The organism is Microbacterium oxydans, from assembly GCF_026559675.1.
Lineage (GTDB): Bacteria > Actinomycetota > Actinomycetes > Actinomycetales > Microbacteriaceae > Microbacterium > Microbacterium oxydans_D.
Map to the genome: position 1 here is coordinate 3,736,530 of NZ_CP092891.1, position 20,598 is coordinate 3,757,127.

The following is a 20,598-nucleotide window of genomic DNA, read 5'->3' on the forward strand; positions in this document are numbered from 1 at the left end:
AGGAGGCCATCCTGCGGATCGATGTCCACGCACGGCGGAGACGACCGTGTTGGGTAGCGTGGGGGCATGGAGTGGATATCTGATCCCTCGACGGGGACGTGGCTGCGCGAGCGGATCGATGAGAGCTACGAGACCATGCACGGCGTCGTCCCGCGAGGCTTCCCCGCCTACGCACGCATCCTGCATCCGGCGATCGTCCGGTCCCTGCGGGGGCGTGCGATCCCGACATCCGACGAGTGGGAGCGGGTGTCGGACAAGGAGCGGAGCGCACTCTTCGATCAGCTCGTCGCCGATCCGGTGACGTGGGCGCAGACCGCAGAGGTCTTCGGCACCGTCCTGCATCCGCTGGCGCAGTGGCAGCGGATCGTACGTACTCCGGAAGATGCCGACTGGGGCTCGCGGATCGCCCCCGACGGTCGTGAGTTCCTCGCCCCGAACGACGGCGAGGTCGAGCCCGAGCTCCTGACGACGATCGCCTCGCACCTCATCGCGCACACGGAGACGCCGGATGCCGGCGTGGCCGCGCTCTGGGAGGGTCGCGGCGGTCTGGTCGGCTTCTTCGGCCACACGCCCTCGCGCGGCTTCCTGACCTTCTCCGACGACCCGAACCATCAGGCGATGCTCGACCGCAGCGTGCACGATCCGTTCAACAACGCGTTCCGCAAGCCCACCTGGCAGGAGGGCATCCTCTCGCGGGAGATCTCCGAAGGACCCCGGTTCGAGCTTCCGGGGAGATCGCACGTGCTGTTCTCCGCGGCGCCCCGTGCCTTCGCCGATCCGGATTGGGTGCTGCATGTCCCGTGGCGCGACCGTCCCGCCGAGGAGCACGGCCTCCCGCCGGCGGCGCAGAGTCCGAGCATCCTCTGGCCGGAGGACCGCGCCTGGGTGATGGTGAGCGAGGTCGACTACGACTCGACGATCGTGTCCGGCTCCCCCGCCCTGATCGCGGCGCTCTGCGCGGACGACCGCCTGGAGGCGTTCCCGATCCCGGAGGGGGCCGACCTGACCTGGGGCGGCGACACGGTGAACCGGTGACGACGCCGCAGACGTTCGACGCCCGCCCCCTCACCGAACCGGTCGATCCGGCAGCCGTGCGGGCCTTCGCGGCAGAGCTGCGTTCCCGGCAGTCGACCTCGATGTCGGCCTCCACGATCATCGGCATCGTCGCGGTGGCGGTCGCGGCGGTCGTCATGCTCCCGATCCTGGTGACCCTGTTCGTGAGCCTCGCATCCTTCGGCGACTCCGCCGCGTCGGCGGCAATCCCTCTGGTGCTCATCGCCCTCCTCCTCGCGGCGGTGGGGGTGATGATCTGGCTCGGGGTGCGCAACGCACAGGCGACCCGGTACCGGCTGCACCGCTTCGCACAGGCGAACGGCATGACGTACGAGCCGAAGGTCGTCGACCCGCCCCTGCCCGGCATGATCTTCAGCCTCGGCCGGTCACGCCAGTCGACGGATCTGGTCCGCGGCTCGCGGCCCCGCTTCGTCGAGTTCGGCAACTACCAGTACACGGTGCAGTCGGGGAAGAACTCCACGACCTACCGCTGGGGGTACGTCGCCGTGAAGCTCGACGTGCCGCTGCCGAACATCGTGCTCGATGCGAAGGGCAACAACGGCTTCGGCTCGAACCTGCCGGCGTCGTTCCAGAAGGCGCAGCGGCTGTCGCTCGAGGGCGACTTCGATCAGCACTTCACGCTGTACTGCCCCGCCGGATACGAGCGGGACGCCCTGTACCTGTTCACGCCGGACATCATGGCGCGGTTCATCGACAACGCGGCCGAGCTCGACGTGGAGATCGTCGACGACTGGCTGTTCCTGTACACGCAGCGCAAGGCATCGACGCTGGACCCGGCGACCTGGGCCTGGCTGTTCGGCGCGGTCGGCGCCCTCCTGACGAAGCTCGACCAGTGGGCACGCTGGCGTGACGAGCGGCTCGTCGCCGAGAACGCGGGCGTGGCGGTGCCGGCGATGTCACCGAGCGCCGCGCTCCCCTTCGCACCCCCGGTGGGGCTGCTCACGCCGCCGCCCGGCGTGGCGCCGCAGGGACGACGGCTGAAGCGCGGAGGCACCTGGCTGCCGATCATCATCGTGATCGGCTTCGTCGCGTTCTGGATCCTGAGCCGGATCAACTGACGCGGACCCGAGTGTGGGGGTGGGTGTCGGCTGGGGACCGAACTCCCACCCCATCCCCCCTCGGGATCGAAAGAAGATCGACTCTCCCTCCGCATGACGGCTGTGCCGTCCCGCCCGCGGTCAGCTGGGGACTGACGCTGCTGGGCGTATACGAGAATGGTATACCGGATGGGGTTGCATCACGTTGCATCCATGCAGGGGAATGCGCTTTCGCGCACGGCCTCAGCGCCGAGCACCGCTGCGGAGGATGCCCCATCGCTCCACGAGCTGGTCGAGCGCACCGTGGAGCGACCGCCAGGCGTCCGCGTCGCGCATGGCCGCACCGATCCGCTCGGCGTTCGCACGGAACGACGGGTCGGACCGCACGAGATGCACGGCGCGCGCCACCTGGGCCGGGGTGGCGGTGCTCGTGCGCAGGTTCACGCCCGCACCCGACCATCCGACCCGGGCGCAGACCTCGACCTTGTCCTCGGTCTGCCCCGCGACCACGAGCGGGATGCCATGGGCGAGGCCCTGCTGCACGCCGCCGTAGCCGCCGTTGGTGACTAGCACGTCGACGAGCGGCAGCAGTCGGTCGTACGGGAGGTACTCGGCGACGCGGACGTTGTCCGGCAGCTTCCCGGCGAGCGCATCGACCGACCGTCCGCCGGTCGACACGACGACGAGGGCGTCGGATGCCGCAAGCGCCGCGATCGTCGGGACGACGAGCTGCCCGAAGTCGGAGTTGGCGATGGTGCCCTGCGTCACGTGCACCACAGGACGGGTGCCGTCGAGATCGGACCACCACGTCGGCACCGCGGGGTCGGAGGGTGAAGGGGGCAGCGGCCCCGCGAAGTGCACGGTCGCCGGAAGGTCGGCACGCGGGTACTCGAACTCGGGCACGGTGAACTGCACGTAGGCGTCCGCCCGGCCGGCCCAGTCGAGCACGAACCCGCCGAGGTCGCGCCCCACCTCGCGCCGCGCCATCGCGTCGGCCTCCTTCTGGATGCCGCCGAAGATCGCGCGCTCCGCGACGGTGCGCAGAACCGAGTTCCGCAGGCGGCCGATCGGCCCCGGCAGGGGCGGGACCCCGAGCCCGAACGGCGCCGTGTCCCTGCTGCGGGCGCCGAGGGGGAAGATGCCGAGCACGACCACGGGCGGTCGTTCGTGCGCGGGCAGCAGCTGCAGGAGGGCACCGCCGACGAAGAGCGGCTCGGTGAGCACGGCATCGACCGGGCGGGCCTCCAGCTCCGCGCGGACGGCGGCGAGCTGCGCGGCGCCGGGCCGCACGAAGAGGTTGCTCATGTCGAAGCGCAGCGCCGCGGGTCCGGTGAGCCCCACGCGCTCGGGGAAGGCTCCGTCCGCGTCGTCGAGATCGACATCGGCGTCGGCGGGGAGCGGAAGGAAGCGCGCCCCGGTCGACTCGACGCGCTCGGCGTAGCGGCTGCTGGTGAGGAAGCTCACGTCGTGACCGCGGGACAGCAGGTGGCGGGCGATCTGCAGCAGCGGCACGACGTGGCCGTGTGCGGGCGTGCAGGTGATGAGGTAGCTGGACATGGACGGTTCTTTCCCTAAGATTGAATGTACCGTCGTAGTATTCATCACCCCGATAGGAAAGTCAATGGTTGAGGCAGCTCCTCGCGCCTACCGATCCGAACTGCGCGCCCGTCAGGCCCAGGAGACACGGGCTCGGATCGTCTCCGCATCCGCCGCCCTGTTCGCGTCGCAGGGCTATCAGGCGACCACGATCGCCGCGATCGCGCGTGAAGCGGGGGTCTCCGCCGAGACGGTGAAGACCACGGCCTCGAAGGCCGAGCTGCTGATCGCGGCGTTCGAGGTGACGTTCTCGGGATCGGAGGCCGCCGAGTCCCTCACCGACACCGAGGTCGCGGCCGGCGTGCTCGACCTCCCGGACGACGCCTTCCTCGACGCGGTGCTCACCCAGATCACCACCGCGAACGCGCGCGGACACGGCCTGTGGACCGTGCTCCTCGGGGCCGCGCTGTCCGACCCCGTGGTCGACGAGGCGCTCGGCCGGATCCTCGTGCACCGCCGCGCGGACTATCGCCGCCTGGTGTCCGAGCTGCTCCGGCGGGGGATCGCGGGGGCCGGGATCGACGAGGCCGCCGCCGCCGCGGCACTGTCCTTCCTGCTCTCGCCCGAGAGCTACCAGCAGCTCGTCGCCCAGTCCGGCTGGACGTCCGACCACTACGCGACCTGGCTGCGCGCGGCGGTCCTCAGCGAGGTCGCGTCGGGTCACTGAATCCGGAGCGCCGGCATCCGCTCACCGCACGAGCGTCGCGCGCGCATCCTTCGTCAGCAGGTGCAGCGTGCGCCGTGCGCCCGGACACGCCGTGAATCCGCACCGCTCGTAGAACGGCACCACATCGTCGTTGATCGCATGCACCAGGACCGCGTGGATGCCGATGGTCTCGGCCGCGTCGAGAGCCCTGAGCGTCGCATGCTGCAGGAGGGAGACACCGAGGCCGCGGCCCGCGAACGACGTCAGCGACGGAGGCCGAAATACTCCAGCTCTGCGTCGTTCAGCATCCGCGACCGGATCAGGAACCGCATCCCCGTCGGGCCCTCGACGGAGAACCCCGCGCCTCGCCCCGGCACCACGTCGATGGTCAGGTGCGTGTACTTCCAGTACTCGAACTGCGACTCCGACATGTACACCTCGACCGGCACCTCCAGGCCGACGTCGAGTCCGCCCAGGAGCACGTCCCCGGGGCCGGTGAGGAACATGCCGAGGGGATAGCACATGGGCGATGAGCCGTCGCAGCACCCGCCCGACTGGTGGAACATGAGCGGTCCGTGCTGCAGGGTCAGCTCGCGCACGAGGGACGCCGCGGCATCCGTCACGTCGACCCGCTGGTAGGTGCCGATGCTGACCATGGTTCGTCCTTCCGGGGACGGGTCCGGGCGGACGCGGGGAGCGTCCGCCCGGAGAGTGCGGATCAGAAGAAGCCCATCGGGCCTTCCGCGTAGGAGACCAGGAGGTTCTTGGTCTGCTGGTAGTGGTCGAGCATCATCTTGTGGTTCTCACGGCCGACGCCCGACTGCTTGTATCCGCCGAACGCCGCGTGCGCCGGGTACTGGTGGTAGGTGTTCGTCCACACACGTCCGGCCTCGATCGCCCGGCCCGCACGGTAGGCCGTGTCGCCGCTGCGGCTCCACACCCCCGCACCCAGCCCGTACAGGGTGTCGTTCGCGATGGAGATCGCGTCGTCGAAGCCGTCGAACGAGGTGACTGACAGCACCGGGCCGAAGATCTCCTCCTGGAAGATGCGCATGTCGTTCGTGCCCTCGAACACGGTCGGCGCGACGTAGAACCCGTCGCTGAGGTCGCCGCCGAGATCCACCCGCTCGCCGCCGGTGAGCAGTCGCGCACCGCCCTGCTTGCCGATGTCGATGTAGCTGAGGATCTTCTCCAGCTGGTCGTTCGACGCCTGCGCGCCGATCATGGTGGCGGGATCCAGCGGGTTGCCCTGCACGACCTTGCCGACCCGCTCCAGCCCGTCGGCCAGGAATCCGTCGTAGATCGACCGCTGGATGAGCGCCCGCGACGGACACGTGCACACCTCCCCCTGGTTGAGCGCGAACATCGTGAAGCCCTCGAGCGCCTTGTCGTAGAACGGGTCGCTGGTCGAGCGCGCGACGTCTTCGAAGAACACGTTCGGGCTCTTGCCTCCGAGCTCCAGCGTGACCGGGATGAGGTTCTGCGAGGCGTACTGCATGATCAGTCGTCCGGTCGTGGTCTCGCCCGTGAAGGCGACCTTGCGGATGCGCTTGTGCTGCGCGAGCGGAGCGCCCGCCTCGATGCCGAATCCGTTGACGATGTTCACGACGCCGGCGGGCAGCAGGTCCCCGATGATGTCGAACAGGAAGAGGAGCGACGCCGGGGTCTGTTCGGCCGGCTTGATGACGACGCAGTTTCCCGCGGCGAGCGCGGGCGCCAGCTTCCAGACGGCCATGAGGATGGGGAAGTTCCACGGGATGATCTGTCCGACCACCCCGAGCGGCTCGTGGAAGTGATACGCCACGGTGTTCTCGTCGAGCTGGCTGATCCCGCCCTCCTGCGCCCGCAGCACGCCGGCGAAGTAGCGGAAGTGGTCGACCGCGAGGGGGATGTCGGCGGCCAGGGTCTCGCGCACCGGCTTGCCGTTCTCCCACGTCTCGGCGACGGCGATCTCCTCGAGGTGCTGCTCGATGCGGTCGGCGATGCGGTTGAGGATCACGGACCGCTCGGCCGGACTGGTCTTGCCCCAGCCCGCGAACGCCTGCCAGGCGACGTCGACCGCGCGATCGATGTCTTCGCTCGTGCCGCGGCCGACCTCGGTGAAGGGCTTGCCGTTGACGGGGCTCACGTTCTCGAAGTACTGGCCCTTCACAGGGTCGACGAACTCGCCGCCGATGTAGTGGCCGTATCGCGGACGGTAGTTCGCGAGGGCACCCGGCTGACCGGGAGCGGCGTAGGCGAGGGACACGTCTTCTTCGACGATGCTCATGGGGGTCTCCTTCGACGGGCCGCGCTTCGGTTCACGGCTGTCCTCCGAAGGTAGGTCGCGCGGGGTTGCGCCCCGATGCGCAACGTTGCGCCCGGTTGCATCCCTCAGTCGGCCTCGAGGCGCTCGATCCGCGCGACGAGGCCTGCGCGCTTCGGCGAGCGGGCGGGGAGCATCTCCAGTGCGAGGCGGAGGGCTTCGGCATCGCCCTGCCCCTCGGGGATCTCGGCGTAGGCGAGCAGGACGTCGAGGCTCGCTTCGGAAAGCATCGCCTCTCGCAGCGCCGATCGCACCGACTCGCGGAACTCCTCCACGCCCGGCGACGTCGACTCCGGCAGCACCGGTCCCCGATACGCGGTGAGCGCGACCCGGTGAGCACCGCGATCGAGCAGGGACAGCACGTCGTGCGCATCCGTGTCGAGGGGAACGGGAAGGCGATAGGGACGGGAGTCGGGCACCAGATCGGGCGCGGAGCGTTCGAGCACCTTGCGCAGACGGACCATCTCCGGGCGCAGGGTGTCGGGCGAGACCCCGGAGCCGTACACGAGCTCGCAGAGGCGCTCGGCCGAGAGGCCCTGACGATGCACGGCGAGCATCAGCAGGATCGCCGCGTGCCGTGCGCTGAGTTCGATCATCGACTCGCCGTGCGCGGACTCGGTCTCCAACCGCGCCCGGTCGCGGCCGAGCACATGCAGGGTCGCGCGGGCGGTCGTGAGAGCGCGTGCCTTCGGCGTGGTCGCTCGGGGTCGTGGCTCCTCGCTCCGCGCGCGCAGACGGGCCACCATCAGCTCCGACTCGACAGCGCGGGCCGTCGCATCCACCAGCAGCCGCGCCTGCAGCGAGACGACCTCCGGCCCACCGGTGATGTCGATGACACCGAGCACCCGCTTCGTCTCCGGGTCGCGAACCGGAGCGGCAGTGCACGACCACGGATGCACGAGGCGGTTGTAGTGCTCCGCGCCGCGGATCTGCACCGACTGGTCGAGAGCGAGTGCGGTTCCGGGCGCGCTCGTGCCGACGGCTTCCTCCGACCAGTTCGCCCCGGCGACGAAGCCCATGCCGTCGGTGAGCGAGCGCAGCTGATCGTCGCCCTCGATCCACAGCAGGCGGCCGGCCTGGTCGCCGACCGCGATGATCACTCCGGTGTCCTCCGCCTCGCCCGGCAGCAGCAGTGCGCGGATCATGTCCATGACCGAGGCGAGCGGATGGGCGAGGCGGTAGGCCTCGAGCTCGTCGCTGACCAGTTCGAGCGGCGGGGCACCCTCGGGGCCGACGCGACCGCGCCAGGACCGCTCCCACGACTCGCGGACGAGGGGCCGCACCTCCTGCAGTCGCCGGTCGTCGAGGTTGCCGGCGAGCAGCTCCTCATGCGCACGCTCGATGAGAAGTCGCGAGGTCGGGGGGAGGGACTCGCGAGATACCTGCCACGGCGCAGACACAGCGGTCTCCGATCGTCGAGAGCGTGCGTTGCCTCAGTGTACGAGCAGCGCGCCTCGGAGGGAACACCCCACCCGTGTCAGCGGATGAGCCCGGCGACGAGGTCGTCGATCACCTCGTCGGTGGAGGTATCCGGATCGATCGGCGTGGTGAGCCTGTCGAGCAGCAATCCGTCGATCGCATAGTGGAACAGGGCGATCTCACGCCGACCGCCGGGAAGGCCCGCCGCGGTGTTGAAGGCCACGTCGCCGTCGAAGCCGGCGCGCTGCCAGGCACCCAGCACCGCGGCGACCTCCGGACGCCGCGCACTCTCGAGTCGCAGCTCGAACAGCGCGAGCGTCACGTCCCGATCCTCGGTCAGCCGCCGCACGATGTCGCGGATGTAGTCGGCGAAGAGCGCGCGGCCCGGGGTCGCCGGCGCACGCCGCTCCAGATCGTCCGGGGTGGGTGCGAGGCGTTCCCCGATGCGCTCGACGAGTCCCTCGATGAGGACATCGCGACTGCGGAAGTAGTTCGAGGTCGTCCCGGTCGGAACCTGCGCGGCGATGTCGACCGCGCGGTGTGTGAGGCCCCGCGATCCCTCTCGGGCGAGGACCGTGAGGCCGGCATCCGCGATCGTCCGCCGGCGGGAGTCGTTCTTGACCATGAGAGGAACCCTAGCGCAATCACTACGCCTGTTGTAGTGTAACTGCGACAGCTGTAGTGATTGGAGAATCATGCGAGAGCTCGTGTACTACGCGGCCGTCACCCTCGACGGCTACATCGCCGGCCCGAACGGCGAGTTCGATGCGTTCCTCGTCGAGGGAGATCACATGGCGGGGATCAACGCCCGCTTCGCCGACACCCTCCCCACCGTCGCCGCCGAGGCGCTCGGCATCCCGCAGACGCGCGAGGTCTTCGACACCGTGCTGATGGGATGGAACACCTACCGCGTGGGCGGCCTCCCCAGCCCATACGCGCACCTGCGTCAGATCGTGTTCAGCCGCACGAGGACCGCGGAGGCCGAGAGCCTGGAGGTCACAGCGGAGGACCCGGTGGCCGTGGTTCGTCGACTGAAGGAGGAGAAGGGCGGCGCGATCTGGCTCTGCGGGGGCGGCGCTCTGGCCGCGACCGTGGCCGACGAGATCGACCGCCTCATCCTCAAGCGGCAGCCTCTGCTGTTCGGCTCGGGCATCCCGCTGTTCGGCGACCGCCCGTACCGCCCCGAGCGGTTCGACCTCGTCGAGACGGTCGCCTACGAATCCGGTGTCGTGTTCACCGAGCTCGAGCGCCGACGCCAGGGGGCGACGACGAGAGACGCGGGTGCTAGCATTCTGCTGTCAGGAGGGTGAGCATGGCGACCGTGACCATTCGGAATCTCGGCGACGATGTCGTCGACGCGCTGAAGGAGCGTGCCCGACGCAACTCCCGGTCCATGGAGGCGGAGGTGCGCGACGTGTTGACGAGACTGGCCCGGAACGGTGGCAGCGGGCTCGAAGCCGACCTCGCGCAGCGCATGGCACGTCCGCGTCGGTGGTCGGTCCCATCGAGCGAGATCATGGCGAGAGTCGACGCGAACCCGTCGACCCCGGAACAGGCCAGGCTGCGACGGGAATGGGCGGAAGAGCTGGAGGCGGACAGGCAGGACCCCTTCTTCCTCGACACGTTCCGCGACCCGTGGGAGAGCCGTGATCCTTCTTGACACGAACGTGCTGATCCAGCTCGACACGGTGCGGTTGCCCCCGGACGACGTGGCTCTGAGCGCCATCGCCTACGCCGAACTGCAGCTCGGGGTCGAGCGCGCGACGGATCCGGTTCTCCGCCGCCGTCGCCGCAACGAACTGATGCGCCTCTCCTCACTCCTCGAAGCCGACTGGCTCCCGTTCGATCAGGCCGCTGCGGACGGATACGCGCGTCTTGCCTCCGAGGTGATCCGGACCCGTCCCGCGCACGCTCGGAGCAAGGACCTCATGCTGGCCGGGCACGCCTATGCCCTCGGCGCCGCGCTCCTCACCTTCAACCCGAAGGACTTCGAGCTCGTGTCCGATGAGGTCGAGATCATCGTCCCCGAGCTGCGCTGAGGGAGGTCAGCCGCGCGCGGCCCACCACTCCCGAAGGCGCTGCTCCGCGACCTCGGGCCCGAGCACGCCCTCGTCGAGACGCAGATCGAGCAGGAACTTGTACGCCTCTCCGACCTCGCGCCCCGGCGTGATGCCGAGCACCTCCTGGATGCGGTTGCCGTCGATCTCCGGACGGATCGAGTCGAGCTCCTCCTGCTCGCGCAGCGTGGCGATGCGCGACTCGATGTCGTCGTATGCGCCCGCGAGGCGGCCGGCCTTGCGCTTGTTCCGGGTGGTCACGTCGGCACGGGTGAGGATGTGCAGGCGCTCCAGCAGGTCGCCCGCGTCGCGCACATAGCGCCGTACCGCGGCATCCGTCCAGGCCCCCTCGGCATAGCCGAAGAAGCGCAGGTGCAGTTCGATGAGCGTCGCGACGGCGTCTGTCGTATCGGTGTCGAACCGGAGGGCCTGCAGCCGTTTGCGCGCCATGCGCGAGCCGACGACGTCGTGGTGGTGGAAGGTGACCACGCCCCCGGCCTCGAGCTTGCGGGTGCGCGGCTTGCCGATGTCGTGCAGGAGGGCGGCGATGCGCAGCGGCACGTCGGGCGCGGCGCCGGGGTGCCGGGAGTGCTCGAGCTCGATGGCCTGGCTGAGCACGGTGAGGGAGTGCTCGTAGACGTCCTTGTGGTGATGATGCTCGTCGACCTCGAGGCGCAGCTCGGTCACCTCGGGCAGGAACTCGTCGATCAATCCGGTGTCGACCAGAGCCCGGATGCCGCGCACCGGGTCGTCGGTCTGCATGAGACGCACGAGCTCGGACTGGATGCGCTCCGGGCTCACGATCTTCAGGGTCTCGCGCAGCTCGGTGATCGCCTCGGCCGTGGCGTCGTCGATGCGGAACCCGAGCTGGGCGCTGAAGCGCGCCGCGCGCAGCATCCGCAGCGGGTCGTCTCCGAACGAGACGCGAGGGTCGGCGGGGGTGCGCAGCACTCCCGCGACGAGGTCTTCCACGCCGCCGGTCGGGTCGACGAGCTTCACGGCGGGCACCTGCAGGGCCATGGAGTTGACCGTGAAGTCGCGACGCACGAGGTCGCCGTCGATCGTGTCGCCGAACTCGACGGTCGGCTTGCGGGTCACGCCGTCGTAGCTGTCGGCGCGGTAGGTCGTGATCTCCACCTGCTCACCCTGCACGCGGGCGCCGATGGTGCCGAACGCGCGGCCGATGTCCCACTGCGCGGTCGAGACCGGCGTGACGATCTTCAGGATGTCATCGGGCGAGGCGTTCGTCGTGAAGTCGAGGTCGTGCGTCTCCCGCCCCAGCAGCGCGTCGCGCACCGGACCGCCGACCACGGCGAGGTCGAACCCCGCCTCGGCGAACGACGCGGAGAGGGTGCGGACGACCGGATTCTCGGCGAGCGCGCCGAGACGGGCGAGGCCGTCGGCCATGTTGAGCATGGTTTCCAGCGTACCGGGGCGGGTGGGCGCATCCGGGTGGTTCCGGCGCGGTCGCCCCGCGCTACTGCGCCGCGAACCACCCCAGAACCTGTCCGTAGATCGGAAGCGTCACGACCGCGACGATCTCGATCACCGCCACCGTCCCCGCCACGACCCACGCCCCGACGATGAGCGGGCGTCGCCGATCCGTGCTCTGGCGACGCTGCCAGGTCGCGATGACCGCGAGCACCAGCGCCACGGGCGGCAACGGGCTCGCGAGGATCGCCAGCGCCGCGAACACCCGCCACGGATCCGATTCCCCCCGCGTTTCGACCTTCTCCAACCGCGCTATCTGAGCCAGGAGGCTCGATCGTGCGACGGCGAACAGCGGGGACGAAACTCGTCCTCGGCCGCGAGGCAACACGAGCGCCGCGACGATCATGACCGGCGGAAGCGCGATCAGCAGCCCATACGTCAGCCCGGTGAGGTACCGGCTCTGATCCTCCCCGCTGGCGAACCGCATCGCCGTGGTGGCGCCCTCGAGCACGACGACGACCGTGACCAGCGCCGGCGGCACCAGCACGATCACCGTGTCCAGGATCTTCGCCTGGAGCACGGAGGGGATCATCTGGGCGGCGGTGCCCAACGCGAACACCGACAGCGCCGTGGCGAAGAACGCGTACGCGGCCGTCAACCCCGCGTGCCCGATCATCCCGTGGACGAGAGCCGACCCGGCGCCGATCACCACGACGCCGACAACGACCCCCTGGATGACGAGGGACCGCTTCGGGGATTGGTCTGCCCGGCCCGGTATGCGCGACACCGCCGCGCGCGTCCGTTCGATCGCCTCCGCGGTCCGCGTCGAGGCGAGGCTCAGCCTCACTGCTTCGAGGTCCGCCTGGGTCGCCGCATCCGCAGCGATCAGCAGCGCCAGCACTGCGCCGGCGGGGACGCCGAACATCTCCACCACATCGAGAGAGTTCACGGTGACGTTGGCGACGGCCGCGTTCACGAAGGTCGAGAGGGCGACGAATGCGGATGCCATCGCCACCACCGCCGCCATGCGTCCCCAGAACTGCCGATGCGCGACGGCATCCTCCGGCTCGACGTTCTCGTGGTCCCGGGGCATCCGGAGGAGAACCTGGAGGGCGATCGACGAGGGGAGCAGAAGCAGCAGTGCGGCACCTCCCTGCTGCCCGTCGAGCGTCGCCGGGGAGACCACCGAGACGGCCGTCTGCTGGGCTTCGGCAGCCGTCCTCGTCAACCACGCCAAGAGCACCTGCACGCCCACCAGGAGGGAGCCGACGAGCGCCGCCACACCGACAGCCCGTCGAAGGGAGCGAGCGTACTTCGTCTCCGCCGCGACCACGGCCTCGCCACGGACGGGGTCGCTCCTCACCTCCGCCGGTGCTTCGACGGTCGATGCGACGAGACGATGCAGCACCCCTCCGAACCCTCTCCTGTCATCCCGGTCCGCCATGACACACCCCTCCCTGGTTGCCCGCTCCGCGGACCATATCGAAGGCGCGCACCGATCGATCCCAGGCGCTCGGTTCCGCGGCGCCAAGATATCGGCTTCGAATCAGCCGCCGGGGTGCGCGCAACCGCGGCCGGACGTGGGTGCGGCGCGTGTCGCGACAGCCGTTCACCTCCCGGTCGCCCGGAGGTCAGGCCCCGGTCATCCCGCTTCGATGGGCTGGACGGGCCCCGTGCGGCTGAGCACGGAAACCCCCACCTCACAAAGGACTGACATGACCTCCCCCACCCCTGCGGTGCGGTGGCGGCGTCGCGGACTGACGTCCGTCGCGCTCCTCGCCCTGCTCGGCGGCGCCGTCGTCGCCCCCGCGGCCCTCGCCGCACCCGATCCCGAGGTCCCGACGGGTTCGCTGATCACCGGCGAGACCGCCTGGCACTACCTCGACGACGGCTCCGACCCGTCTCCCGCGCCCGCCGCCCTGCGCGACTGGACGCTGCCCGCCTTCGACGACGCCGCGTGGAAGACCGCTCCCGGCTCGTTCGGCGCGAAGGGCGGAAAGCTCGCCCCGGTCGGCCCGCACACCCCGAAGACGCTGCTCAACCACTACCTCGACGGCACCAAGGCCCCGACCGTGCCGACCTACTTCTTCCGCACGACGTTCGAGCTCGAGGCGGGCGTGGCCGAACAGGTCGCCGCCCTGCAGAGCACGATCACCTACGACGACGCGATCATCGTCTGGATCAACGGCGAGGAGGTCGCGCGCTACGTCGACGGCCGCATCACCGACACCAAGAACGTCGAGTACGCGGGCGACTCCAACGGCGACCCGCTCACGAGCACGTTCAGCGCCGAGGGCGAGCTGCTGCACGACGGCACGAACACCATCGCGGTGTCGCTGTTCCAGGACCGCGAGACGAGCTCCGACATCTACTTCGACATGTCGTCGCTCACCCTCGTCAAGGCCTCGGATCCCGGCGCCCCCGTGGTCGCCCCGCCGACCCGCGTCATCCTCACCCCGACCGAGCAGCCTGCGGTCTCGCAGTCGTTCTCGTGGCTCGCCGGCGATGCCTCGCACACGGTCGGTCAGGTCGAGATCGCCCCGTCCGCCGGTGGCGACACCCGTACGGTCGACGCCTACGACGCGGGCGTCGTGAACGGCAACCCGAACAAGCACTTCTCGGCGACCGTCACGGGGCTGACCGCCGCGACCGAGTACCGGTACCGCGTGGGTCTCCCCGGCAGCTGGAGCGACTGGTTCCTGTTCCGCACGGCGGACCCGAAGGCGACCGACTTCCAGTTCATCTACTACGGCGACGCCCAGATCGGCCTCGACACCACGTGGCCGAGCGTCGTGAAGCAGGCTGAGGCCAACGCACCCCGGTCAATCGGCTCCGTGCACGCGGGCGACCTGATCAACACGTCGAGCAACGAGAACGAGTGGGTCAACTGGTTCAAGGGCATGAAGGACTCGGCCGTGCGCACCAACGTCATGGCCGCCCCCGGCAACCACGAATACTCCGGCGACAAGCTGCTCACCGCCTGGAAGGCCGCGTTCGAGTACCCGCACAACAACCCGTCCACGAGCTCGATCGGCGAGCTGGCCGACCTGGCCAAGGGCGACTCCGCCGTCGCGCAGCAGTACCGCGCGTTCTTCGACCACTGGAGCTCGTTCGCCGCTGAGACCGCGTACTACACCGACTACCAGGGCGTGCGCTTCATCACCCTGAACGCGACCCGCGACACGACCTTCCTCACCCCGGCCGGACTCCCCTCCTGCACCGGTGCGGAGTGCCCGTCGTCGCAGATCGGCGTGCTGTGGACGCGCTTCCAGGCGGCATGGCTCGACCTGCTCCTGCAGAACAGTCCGTCGAAGTGGAACGTCGTCACGTTCCACCAGCCGGTGTTCTCGGCATCCGAGGGTCGTGACGAGCCGGTGCTGCGCGCCGAATGGCTGCCGGTCTTCCAGCGCAACGACATCGACCTGGTGCTCATGGGTCACGACCACACCTACGCCCGCGGCTACGTGAACACCGATGCCACCGAGACCCCCGGAATCACCACCGGCCCGGTCTACGTCGTGTCGAACTCGGGCGCGAAGCACTACGACCTGGAGACCCCCGAGAAGAACGTCTGGACCAACAACGGCGCCACCCAGGTGCTGCGCGGCCAGGGCGTGACGACCTACCAGGTCATCGACGTCTCGAAGAACCAGCTGGTCTACCGCTCGTACCTCGCGGAGAAGCAGCCGGGCGCCACGACCGACCTCCCCGTCGGCGCCGTCTACGACACGTTCACCGTGACGAAGTCGGACGCCGGCGAGAAGTGGGTCACCGAGAAGGGCGTCACTCCCCCGGTCACTCCGGAGCCCGAGGTCCCGGCCGAGATCGAGCTGGGCGCGGCATCCGTGAAGGCCGGCGGCACGGTCACGGTGTCGGGCAGCGGCTTCGCGGAGGGCGCTGAGCTGCGGCTCGAGCTGCGCTCCGACCCGGTGCAGCTGGGCACGGCCACCGTCACGGCGGATGGCTCCTTCCAGCGCACGGTCACGATCCCGGCGAACACCCCCGCCGGTGCGCACACCCTCGCCGTGATCCTCCCGGACGGCACCGAGGTCACCGCCGCGATCACCGTCACGGCGGCGCCCGGCGGTGGCGTGGTCGCTCCGGGTGACGGCTCGGGCGGTGTGTCGGACGGCGATCTCGCCACGACCGGTGCCGACAGCATGCCGTACATCGTCGCGGCGGTCGTGCTGCTCGCGGCCGGCCTCGGCCTGTTCGCGATGCGCCGTCGTCGCCAGCACGCCACGGTGGAGGCGACCGAGGCGGAGTAGCCCGCCTGGTCCGCACGAGGGCGTCGTCGGGGCTTCGGCCTCGGCGGCGCCCTTCGTCGCGCTGCGATATCCCGTCGATAACGATGCGGATCCGGCCCTCACGGGGAGCCGGCCCCTTCCTTCGCACACCCTAGGCTCAGGCCATGCGCCATCCTTCTCGCCTCGTCCTCGCTTCGGTCGCAGCGGCACTCCTGGGCTTCTCGCTGGTCGCCTGCTCCCCGGCGAGCACGGACGGTTCAGCGACACCGTCACCGTCGCCGTCATCGTCGCCCGTCGTCTCTGCGTCCCCCACCCCTGCGGAGCGGGTCGTCGAGATCTCGGTCGACGGCCTCTCGGTCGACGATGGGGCCGTGATCGCCTACGACGACCCGGACGGCGCTGTCGCCGCCCTCACCGACGCCTTCGGATCAGCTCCGACGGAAGGAGCCGTCGAGGGCCCGTACGGCGCGGTGTCCTCCGGATACGACTGGCAGGGCACGAAGGCGACGGTCCGCGAGACCCGTATCGACCTGGTCGTGTCGACGGATGCCCCCGGTGTGATCTTCCGCACCCCGGAGGGCATCGGCATCGGTTCCACGCGCGCCGAGGCGATGGCCGCCGGAGCGGTGGACGGCTGGGATGAAGACGGCGATGGCGTCGCCGACTACCTGAGCATCGGTGTGCGAGAGGTTCCCGGCACGTCATCTCTTGTGAATCCCGGAGAGGTCGGTGTGGAGTACATAGACCTCAAGATCACCGGCGATGTCGTGAGCCGCCTCAGCACCGGCGGCAACGACTTCAGCGACATCTGACGCACACGGGCAGGCTCGCCGACGCCTCGACGACCCCGCCGACTGGGATAACCTTCACCCGAGTCCGTCCCCGGTGAAGGAGAACCCGTGCCCGCGAACGATGTGATGGCCGACGAGACCGATCGGATCGTCGCCGCGGCCCTGCAGGTGAACGGCCGCGCGTCGTGGGGAGAGATCGCCCGCGTGGTCGACCTCCCCGAGCGCACCGTGGCCCGACGGGGCCAGCGACTGCTCGACCGCGGACTCGTGCGCGTGTCCACGTACGTCGATCCTGCCCGCGTGCTGCATGCCCGCGCGGTGCTGTTCCGCATCACCACCGAACCCCACGCGCTGTGGCACGTCGCGCGCACGCTGGCGCGTCGGGCCGACGCCTCCTCGGTCTCGGTACTGGAGGGCAGCAGCGACATCGCGGGCATGCTGCTCCCCCACGACGACGCCTCGATCCGCGAACTGCTCTTCACCGACTTCCCCGAGCTCGAGGGCATCGACTCGATCAACGTCACGACCGTTCTGAAGTTCTTCCGCTCGGGCCATGACTGGCGCGCGGGCGTGCTCACCGACGAGCAGGCGCGTCAGCTCGACGAGTCGTCCGGCTCCGAGGTCGACCCGGCGGATTCACTGAGCGAGGACGAGGAGGCTCTCATCCGGCTGCTGCTGAAGGACGGACGGATGCCGGTGGCCCAGCTCGCCCGATCGCTGGGCCTCAACGTCACGACCACCCGTCGGCGGATGGACTCCCTCAGCCGCCGCGGCCTGATGCACCCGCGCACCGAGGTCGTACCGCGACTCTTCGGCCTCGGGCTCGAGGCCCTCGTGTGGCTGCGGGTGCCGATGGCCCGACTGGAGAAGGTCGGCGCGGCACTCGCGGCCGCCCCCGAGGTGAAGTTCATCGCCGCGACGACCGGCACGTCGCAGCTGCTCGCGAACGTCCTCGTCAAGGACGCAGACGAGTTCTACGAGTTCCTCACCGGGCCCGCGGTCGCCGGTCACGACGGCCTCGAGGTCGTGGAGTCGCTGGTGGTCATCACGCCCGTGCTGCGCGGCTCGCTCATCGTCGACGAGGCACCCGAGGCGCTGGCCAACGACATGCCCACCGGCGCAATTCGGTTGTAGTCCGATTCTGTTACTGGCATGTAACGAAATGGCGAGATCGTTCGTGACAGCTTGACCTAGTGGCGAAATAGGGCGAGTATCCTCTCCAGGGCCATCACCCCTGGAGAGGACGACCGTGTTCACGGCTACTGGAGACGACTGGGCGGATCGCGCTGCGACCCTGTCCCTGCGCACGCGCATGTTCATCGACGGCGCGTGGGAGGAGGGCTCGGCCGAGCCCCTGGCACCCGTGAGCCCGCGAGACGGTCGTGTGCTCCCGCAGATCGCGGCCGCGTCGGCCGCAGACGTCGACCGGGCCGTCCGCTCGGCACGCGCCGCGTTCGACTCCGGCGCCTGGTCGCGCATCGCCCCCCGCGAGCGCGGACAGCTGCTGATCGCCTTCGCCCAGAAGATCCACGACAACGCCGAGGAACTCGCGCTCACGATCTCGCTCGAGATGGGCAAGCCGGTACGCGAGGCGCTGCAGACCGAGCTCCGTGCCGTCGTGAACTGCTTCCGCTGGTACGGCGAGGCCGCCGACAAGGTGCTCGACGAGATGCCGGTCACGGCTCCGGGGAGCCTGGCCCTCGTCACCCGCGAGCCCGCCGGTGTCGTCGCCGCCGTCGTGCCCTGGAACTTCCCGCTGACGATGACCGCCTGGAAGCTCGCTCCCGCCCTCGCGGTCGGCAACAGCGTCATCCTCAAGCCTGCCGAGCACACCACGTTCTCGGCCCTCCGCCTCGCGGAGCTCGCCGTCGAGGCCGGCATCCCCGCCGGGGTGCTCAACGTCACCCCCGGCACGGGACAGGTCGCCGGCCGCGCGCTCGGCGAGCACCACGACGTCGATGTCGTCACCTTCACCGGATCCCCCGAGGTCGGCCGGATGTTCCTCGGCTACTCGGCCGCCTCGAACGGCAAGCGCGTCTGGCCCGAGCTCGGCGGCAAGACGGCCAGCCTGGTGCTGCCGGATGCCGACCTCGAGCGTGCGGTCCGCGCCACGGCCGACGGCTGCTTCTACAACCAGGGCCAGATGTGCACGGCATCCTCGCGCCTGCTCGTCCCCCGCTCCCAGTACGACCGCGCACTGGAGATCGCCGCCGAGGTCGCACGCACGAGCCTTCCCGCCGACCCGTTCGCCGTGGACACCTCGATGGGTGCGATCGTGAGCGAGAAGCAGCTCGCGGGCATCGCCGGTTTCGTCGAGCGCGCGCAGGCCGAGGGCGGACGGCTCGCGGCCGGCAGTGCGGACCGCTTCCACGCCGTCGACGGCGGCAGCTACTTCGCCCCCGTCGTGCTCGGCGTCACGCCCCGGCACGAAGTGGCGCAGCGCGAGGTCTTCGGACCCGTGCTCTCCGTCATCGCCTACGACGACGTGGACGACGCGCTCGAGATCGCCAACGGCACCGAGTTCGGCCTCGCGGCCGCGCTCTGGAGCACCGACCTCAACGCCGTGCACACCCTGTCGCGACGCCTCCGCGCCGGGATCGTGTGGGTCAACTGCTTCGAGGAGGGCGACATGACGATCCCCTTCGGCGGGGTCAAGGGTTCGGGCTTCGGTCGTGACAAGAGTCTGCACGCCCTGGAGAAGTTCACCGATCTGAAGACTACCTGGATCGAGCTCTCGTGACCCGCCCGTTCATCGGCGTCACCACCTGGCGTCGCTTCATCGACACCGACCTCGGCAACGGCCGCCCCGCCCACAGCCTGGGCACGGAGTACACCGCGCCGGTCGAGGCCGCGGGGGGAGCCGTCGTGCTGCTGCCGCCGACCGCGGGCGTCGACGAGGTGCTCGACCGCCTCGACGGACTCGTCCTCTCCGGCGGGGAAGACGTGCACCCCTCGCACTACGGCGCCGACCCCCAGGAGGGGAAGACCTACGACCCCGCCCGCGACGGCTTCGAGATCGCGCTCGCGCTCGGTGCCCGGGAGCGCGGTCTGCCCGTGCTGGCGATCTGCCGCGGGCTCCAGGTCAGCAACATCGCCTTCGGAGGGTCTCTCCTCGTCGACATCCCCCACACGGAGCACCACGGACCCGTGCGCGCTGCCGACCAGCAGCTCGCCGCGCGGCACCCGATCACGATCGCCGAGGGCAGTCGCCTCGCCGCCGTCTACGGCACCCGGCAGCGGACCGTGAACACCATCCATCACCAGTCGATCGACGTCCCCGCCCCCGGCCTGCACCCGGTCGCCTGGGCTCCGGACGGGATCGTCGAAGCCGTCGAGGCCGACGGCGACTGGCCCTTCTGGGCGGTGCAGTGGCACCCCGAGAAGATGATCGACCCCGATGAGGCCGCAGAGGAGATGCCGCTGTTCGCGGCGTTCGTCTCGGCCGCCCGTGAACGAGCAGCGGAACACCCCGCTGCGGAGAAAGGAACACGATGACCAAGCAGGTCTTCCTCGAGTACGAGAACGGCGTCCGCGCCGTCGCCACCCTGTTCGAGGACCTCGCCCCTCGCACCTGCGAGGCCATGTGGGGTGCGCTGGAGAAGCCGGTCACCATGCAGGCCATGCACGCGATGTACGCCGGCCCCGAGGTGATGGTCGGGCTTCCCGAGGAGGCGCAGAACTTCGACCCCGAGGCCGTGCCCGCGGAGAACCAGCAGGTCGTGCCCGCACCCGGTGACCTGCAGTGGTACTGGCAGCGCCCGATGCAGATGGGCGGACTGCCGTTCGAGTGGTACGAGATCGGAGTCTTCTACGATCGTGGTGCCCGTATTCTCGGCCCGCTCGGATGGACACCCGTCAACATCTGGGCCGGCATCACCGAAGGACTCGCGGAATTCGCTCAGGAGAGCGCCGCGATCCGTATCGACGGAGCGAAGCAGCTCACCATCGGACGCCTGGTCTAGGCGTCTCTACCCCCGTGCTGGACCCATCCCGAA

20 protein-coding genes are annotated in these 20,598 nt (G+C 69.8%); 12 read left to right on the top strand and 8 right to left on the bottom strand.

The window, feature by feature from the left end:
* Window positions 1-66 precede the first annotated feature (66 nt).
* Together MME74_RS18120 and MME74_RS18125 are read left to right on the top strand one after the other, a co-directional pair.
* A complete protein-coding gene (locus MME74_RS18120; protein WP_267416521.1) occupies window positions 67-1,035 on the top strand; it encodes a hypothetical protein in 969 nt (322 codons plus the stop codon).
* Window positions 1,032-2,132 (top strand): hypothetical protein, encoded by a 1,101-nt coding sequence (locus tag MME74_RS18125; RefSeq protein ID WP_267416522.1) that lies wholly within the window; start codon window positions 1,032-1,034, stop codon window positions 2,130-2,132. The genes MME74_RS18120 and MME74_RS18125 overlap by 4 nt, the downstream gene beginning before the upstream one ends.
* A gap of 222 nt (window positions 2,133-2,354) precedes the next feature.
* Here MME74_RS18125 and MME74_RS18130 read toward each other — a convergent pair whose 3' ends face one another.
* Entirely contained in the window at window positions 2,355-3,668 is a 1,314-nt protein-coding gene (locus tag MME74_RS18130; protein ID WP_267416523.1) for a glycosyltransferase, read from the bottom strand.
* A gap of 64 nt (window positions 3,669-3,732) precedes the next feature.
* On the opposite strand from MME74_RS18130, the gene MME74_RS18135 reads away from it, so the two are divergent.
* Window positions 3,733-4,374, top strand: coding sequence for a TetR/AcrR family transcriptional regulator (locus tag MME74_RS18135; RefSeq protein ID WP_267416524.1), 642 nt, complete (start codon window positions 3,733-3,735; stop codon window positions 4,372-4,374).
* A gap of 21 nt (window positions 4,375-4,395) precedes the next feature.
* On the opposite strand, the gene MME74_RS18140 is transcribed toward MME74_RS18135, so the two are convergent.
* From MME74_RS18140 to MME74_RS18160, 5 genes are all read right to left on the bottom strand, one after another.
* On the bottom strand, window positions 4,396-4,518 hold the full coding sequence (locus MME74_RS18140; protein ID WP_267416525.1) for a hypothetical protein: 123 nt from the start codon (window positions 4,516-4,518) through the stop codon (window positions 4,396-4,398).
* 98 nt (window positions 4,519-4,616) lie between these two features.
* On the bottom strand, window positions 4,617-5,009 hold the full coding sequence (locus MME74_RS18145) for a DUF779 domain-containing protein (protein ID WP_267416526.1): 393 nt from the start codon (window positions 5,007-5,009) through the stop codon (window positions 4,617-4,619).
* A 62-nt stretch (window positions 5,010-5,071) separates the two neighbouring features.
* Window positions 5,072-6,622 (bottom strand): aldehyde dehydrogenase family protein, encoded by a 1,551-nt coding sequence (locus tag MME74_RS18150; RefSeq protein ID WP_267416528.1) that lies wholly within the window; start codon window positions 6,620-6,622, stop codon window positions 5,072-5,074.
* A 104-nt stretch (window positions 6,623-6,726) separates the two neighbouring features.
* Window positions 6,727-8,058, bottom strand: coding sequence for a transcriptional regulator (locus MME74_RS18155; RefSeq protein WP_267416529.1), 1,332 nt, complete (start codon window positions 8,056-8,058; stop codon window positions 6,727-6,729).
* Between the two features lie 77 nt (window positions 8,059-8,135).
* A complete protein-coding gene (locus tag MME74_RS18160) occupies window positions 8,136-8,702 on the bottom strand; it encodes a TetR/AcrR family transcriptional regulator (RefSeq protein WP_267416530.1) in 567 nt (188 codons plus the stop codon).
* 70 nt (window positions 8,703-8,772) lie between these two features.
* Here MME74_RS18160 and MME74_RS18165 point away from each other — a divergent pair, with 70 nt between their 5' ends.
* From MME74_RS18165 to MME74_RS18175, 3 genes are read left to right on the top strand one after another with little or no spacing between them, the layout of a single operon-like run.
* Entirely contained in the window at window positions 8,773-9,387 is a 615-nt protein-coding gene (locus MME74_RS18165) for a dihydrofolate reductase family protein (RefSeq protein WP_267416531.1), read from the top strand.
* An 11-nt stretch (window positions 9,388-9,398) separates the two neighbouring features.
* The gene (locus MME74_RS18170) at window positions 9,399-9,737 is read left to right on the top strand and encodes a FitA-like ribbon-helix-helix domain-containing protein (RefSeq protein WP_267416532.1); all 339 of its coding nucleotides are present in this window, start codon (window positions 9,399-9,401) and stop codon (window positions 9,735-9,737) included.
* Window positions 9,724-10,116 carry a PIN domain-containing protein gene (locus MME74_RS18175; protein WP_267416533.1) on the top strand — a complete coding sequence of 131 codons (393 nt, stop codon included), beginning with the start codon at window positions 9,724-9,726 and terminating at the stop codon, window positions 10,114-10,116. The genes MME74_RS18170 and MME74_RS18175 overlap by 14 nt, the downstream gene beginning before the upstream one ends.
* A 6-nt stretch (window positions 10,117-10,122) precedes the next feature.
* Here MME74_RS18175 and MME74_RS18180 read toward each other — a convergent pair whose 3' ends face one another.
* Together MME74_RS18180 and MME74_RS18185 are read right to left on the bottom strand one after the other, a co-directional pair.
* Complete coding sequence (locus tag MME74_RS18180) at window positions 10,123-11,550, bottom strand: CCA tRNA nucleotidyltransferase (protein ID WP_267416534.1); 1,428 nt, start codon at window positions 11,548-11,550, stop codon at window positions 10,123-10,125.
* A 61-nt stretch (window positions 11,551-11,611) separates the two neighbouring features.
* Complete coding sequence (locus MME74_RS18185; RefSeq protein ID WP_267416535.1) at window positions 11,612-13,009, bottom strand: hypothetical protein; 1,398 nt, start codon at window positions 13,007-13,009, stop codon at window positions 11,612-11,614.
* Window positions 13,010-13,280: 271 nt separating this feature from the next.
* Here MME74_RS18185 and MME74_RS18190 point away from each other — a divergent pair, with 271 nt between their 5' ends.
* The 6 genes from MME74_RS18190 (at window position 13,281) to MME74_RS18215 (ending at window position 20,565) form a co-directional block, all read left to right on the top strand.
* The gene (locus tag MME74_RS18190; RefSeq protein WP_267416536.1) at window positions 13,281-15,833 is read left to right on the top strand and encodes a purple acid phosphatase family protein; all 2,553 of its coding nucleotides are present in this window, start codon (window positions 13,281-13,283) and stop codon (window positions 15,831-15,833) included.
* 143 nt (window positions 15,834-15,976) lie between these two features.
* On the top strand, window positions 15,977-16,624 hold the full coding sequence (locus MME74_RS18195; RefSeq protein WP_267416537.1) for a hypothetical protein: 648 nt from the start codon (window positions 15,977-15,979) through the stop codon (window positions 16,622-16,624).
* Window positions 16,625-16,711: 87 nt separating this feature from the next.
* On the top strand, window positions 16,712-17,737 hold the full coding sequence (locus MME74_RS18200) for an Lrp/AsnC family transcriptional regulator (protein WP_267416538.1): 1,026 nt from the start codon (window positions 16,712-16,714) through the stop codon (window positions 17,735-17,737).
* Window positions 17,738-17,852: 115 nt separating this feature from the next.
* Window positions 17,853-19,343, top strand: a complete 1,491-nt coding sequence (locus MME74_RS18205; RefSeq protein WP_267416539.1) for an aldehyde dehydrogenase family protein — start codon at window positions 17,853-17,855, stop codon at window positions 19,341-19,343.
* Window positions 19,340-20,098: a gamma-glutamyl-gamma-aminobutyrate hydrolase family protein gene (locus MME74_RS18210; RefSeq protein WP_267416540.1), complete on the top strand. Its 759-nt coding sequence runs from the start codon at window positions 19,340-19,342 to the stop codon at window positions 20,096-20,098. The genes MME74_RS18205 and MME74_RS18210 overlap by 4 nt, the downstream gene beginning before the upstream one ends.
* Entirely contained in the window at window positions 20,095-20,565 is a 471-nt protein-coding gene (locus MME74_RS18215) for a DUF3830 family protein (protein ID WP_025102846.1), read from the top strand. The genes MME74_RS18210 and MME74_RS18215 overlap by 4 nt, the downstream gene beginning before the upstream one ends.
* The last annotated feature ends 33 nt before the right edge of the window (window positions 20,566-20,598 follow it).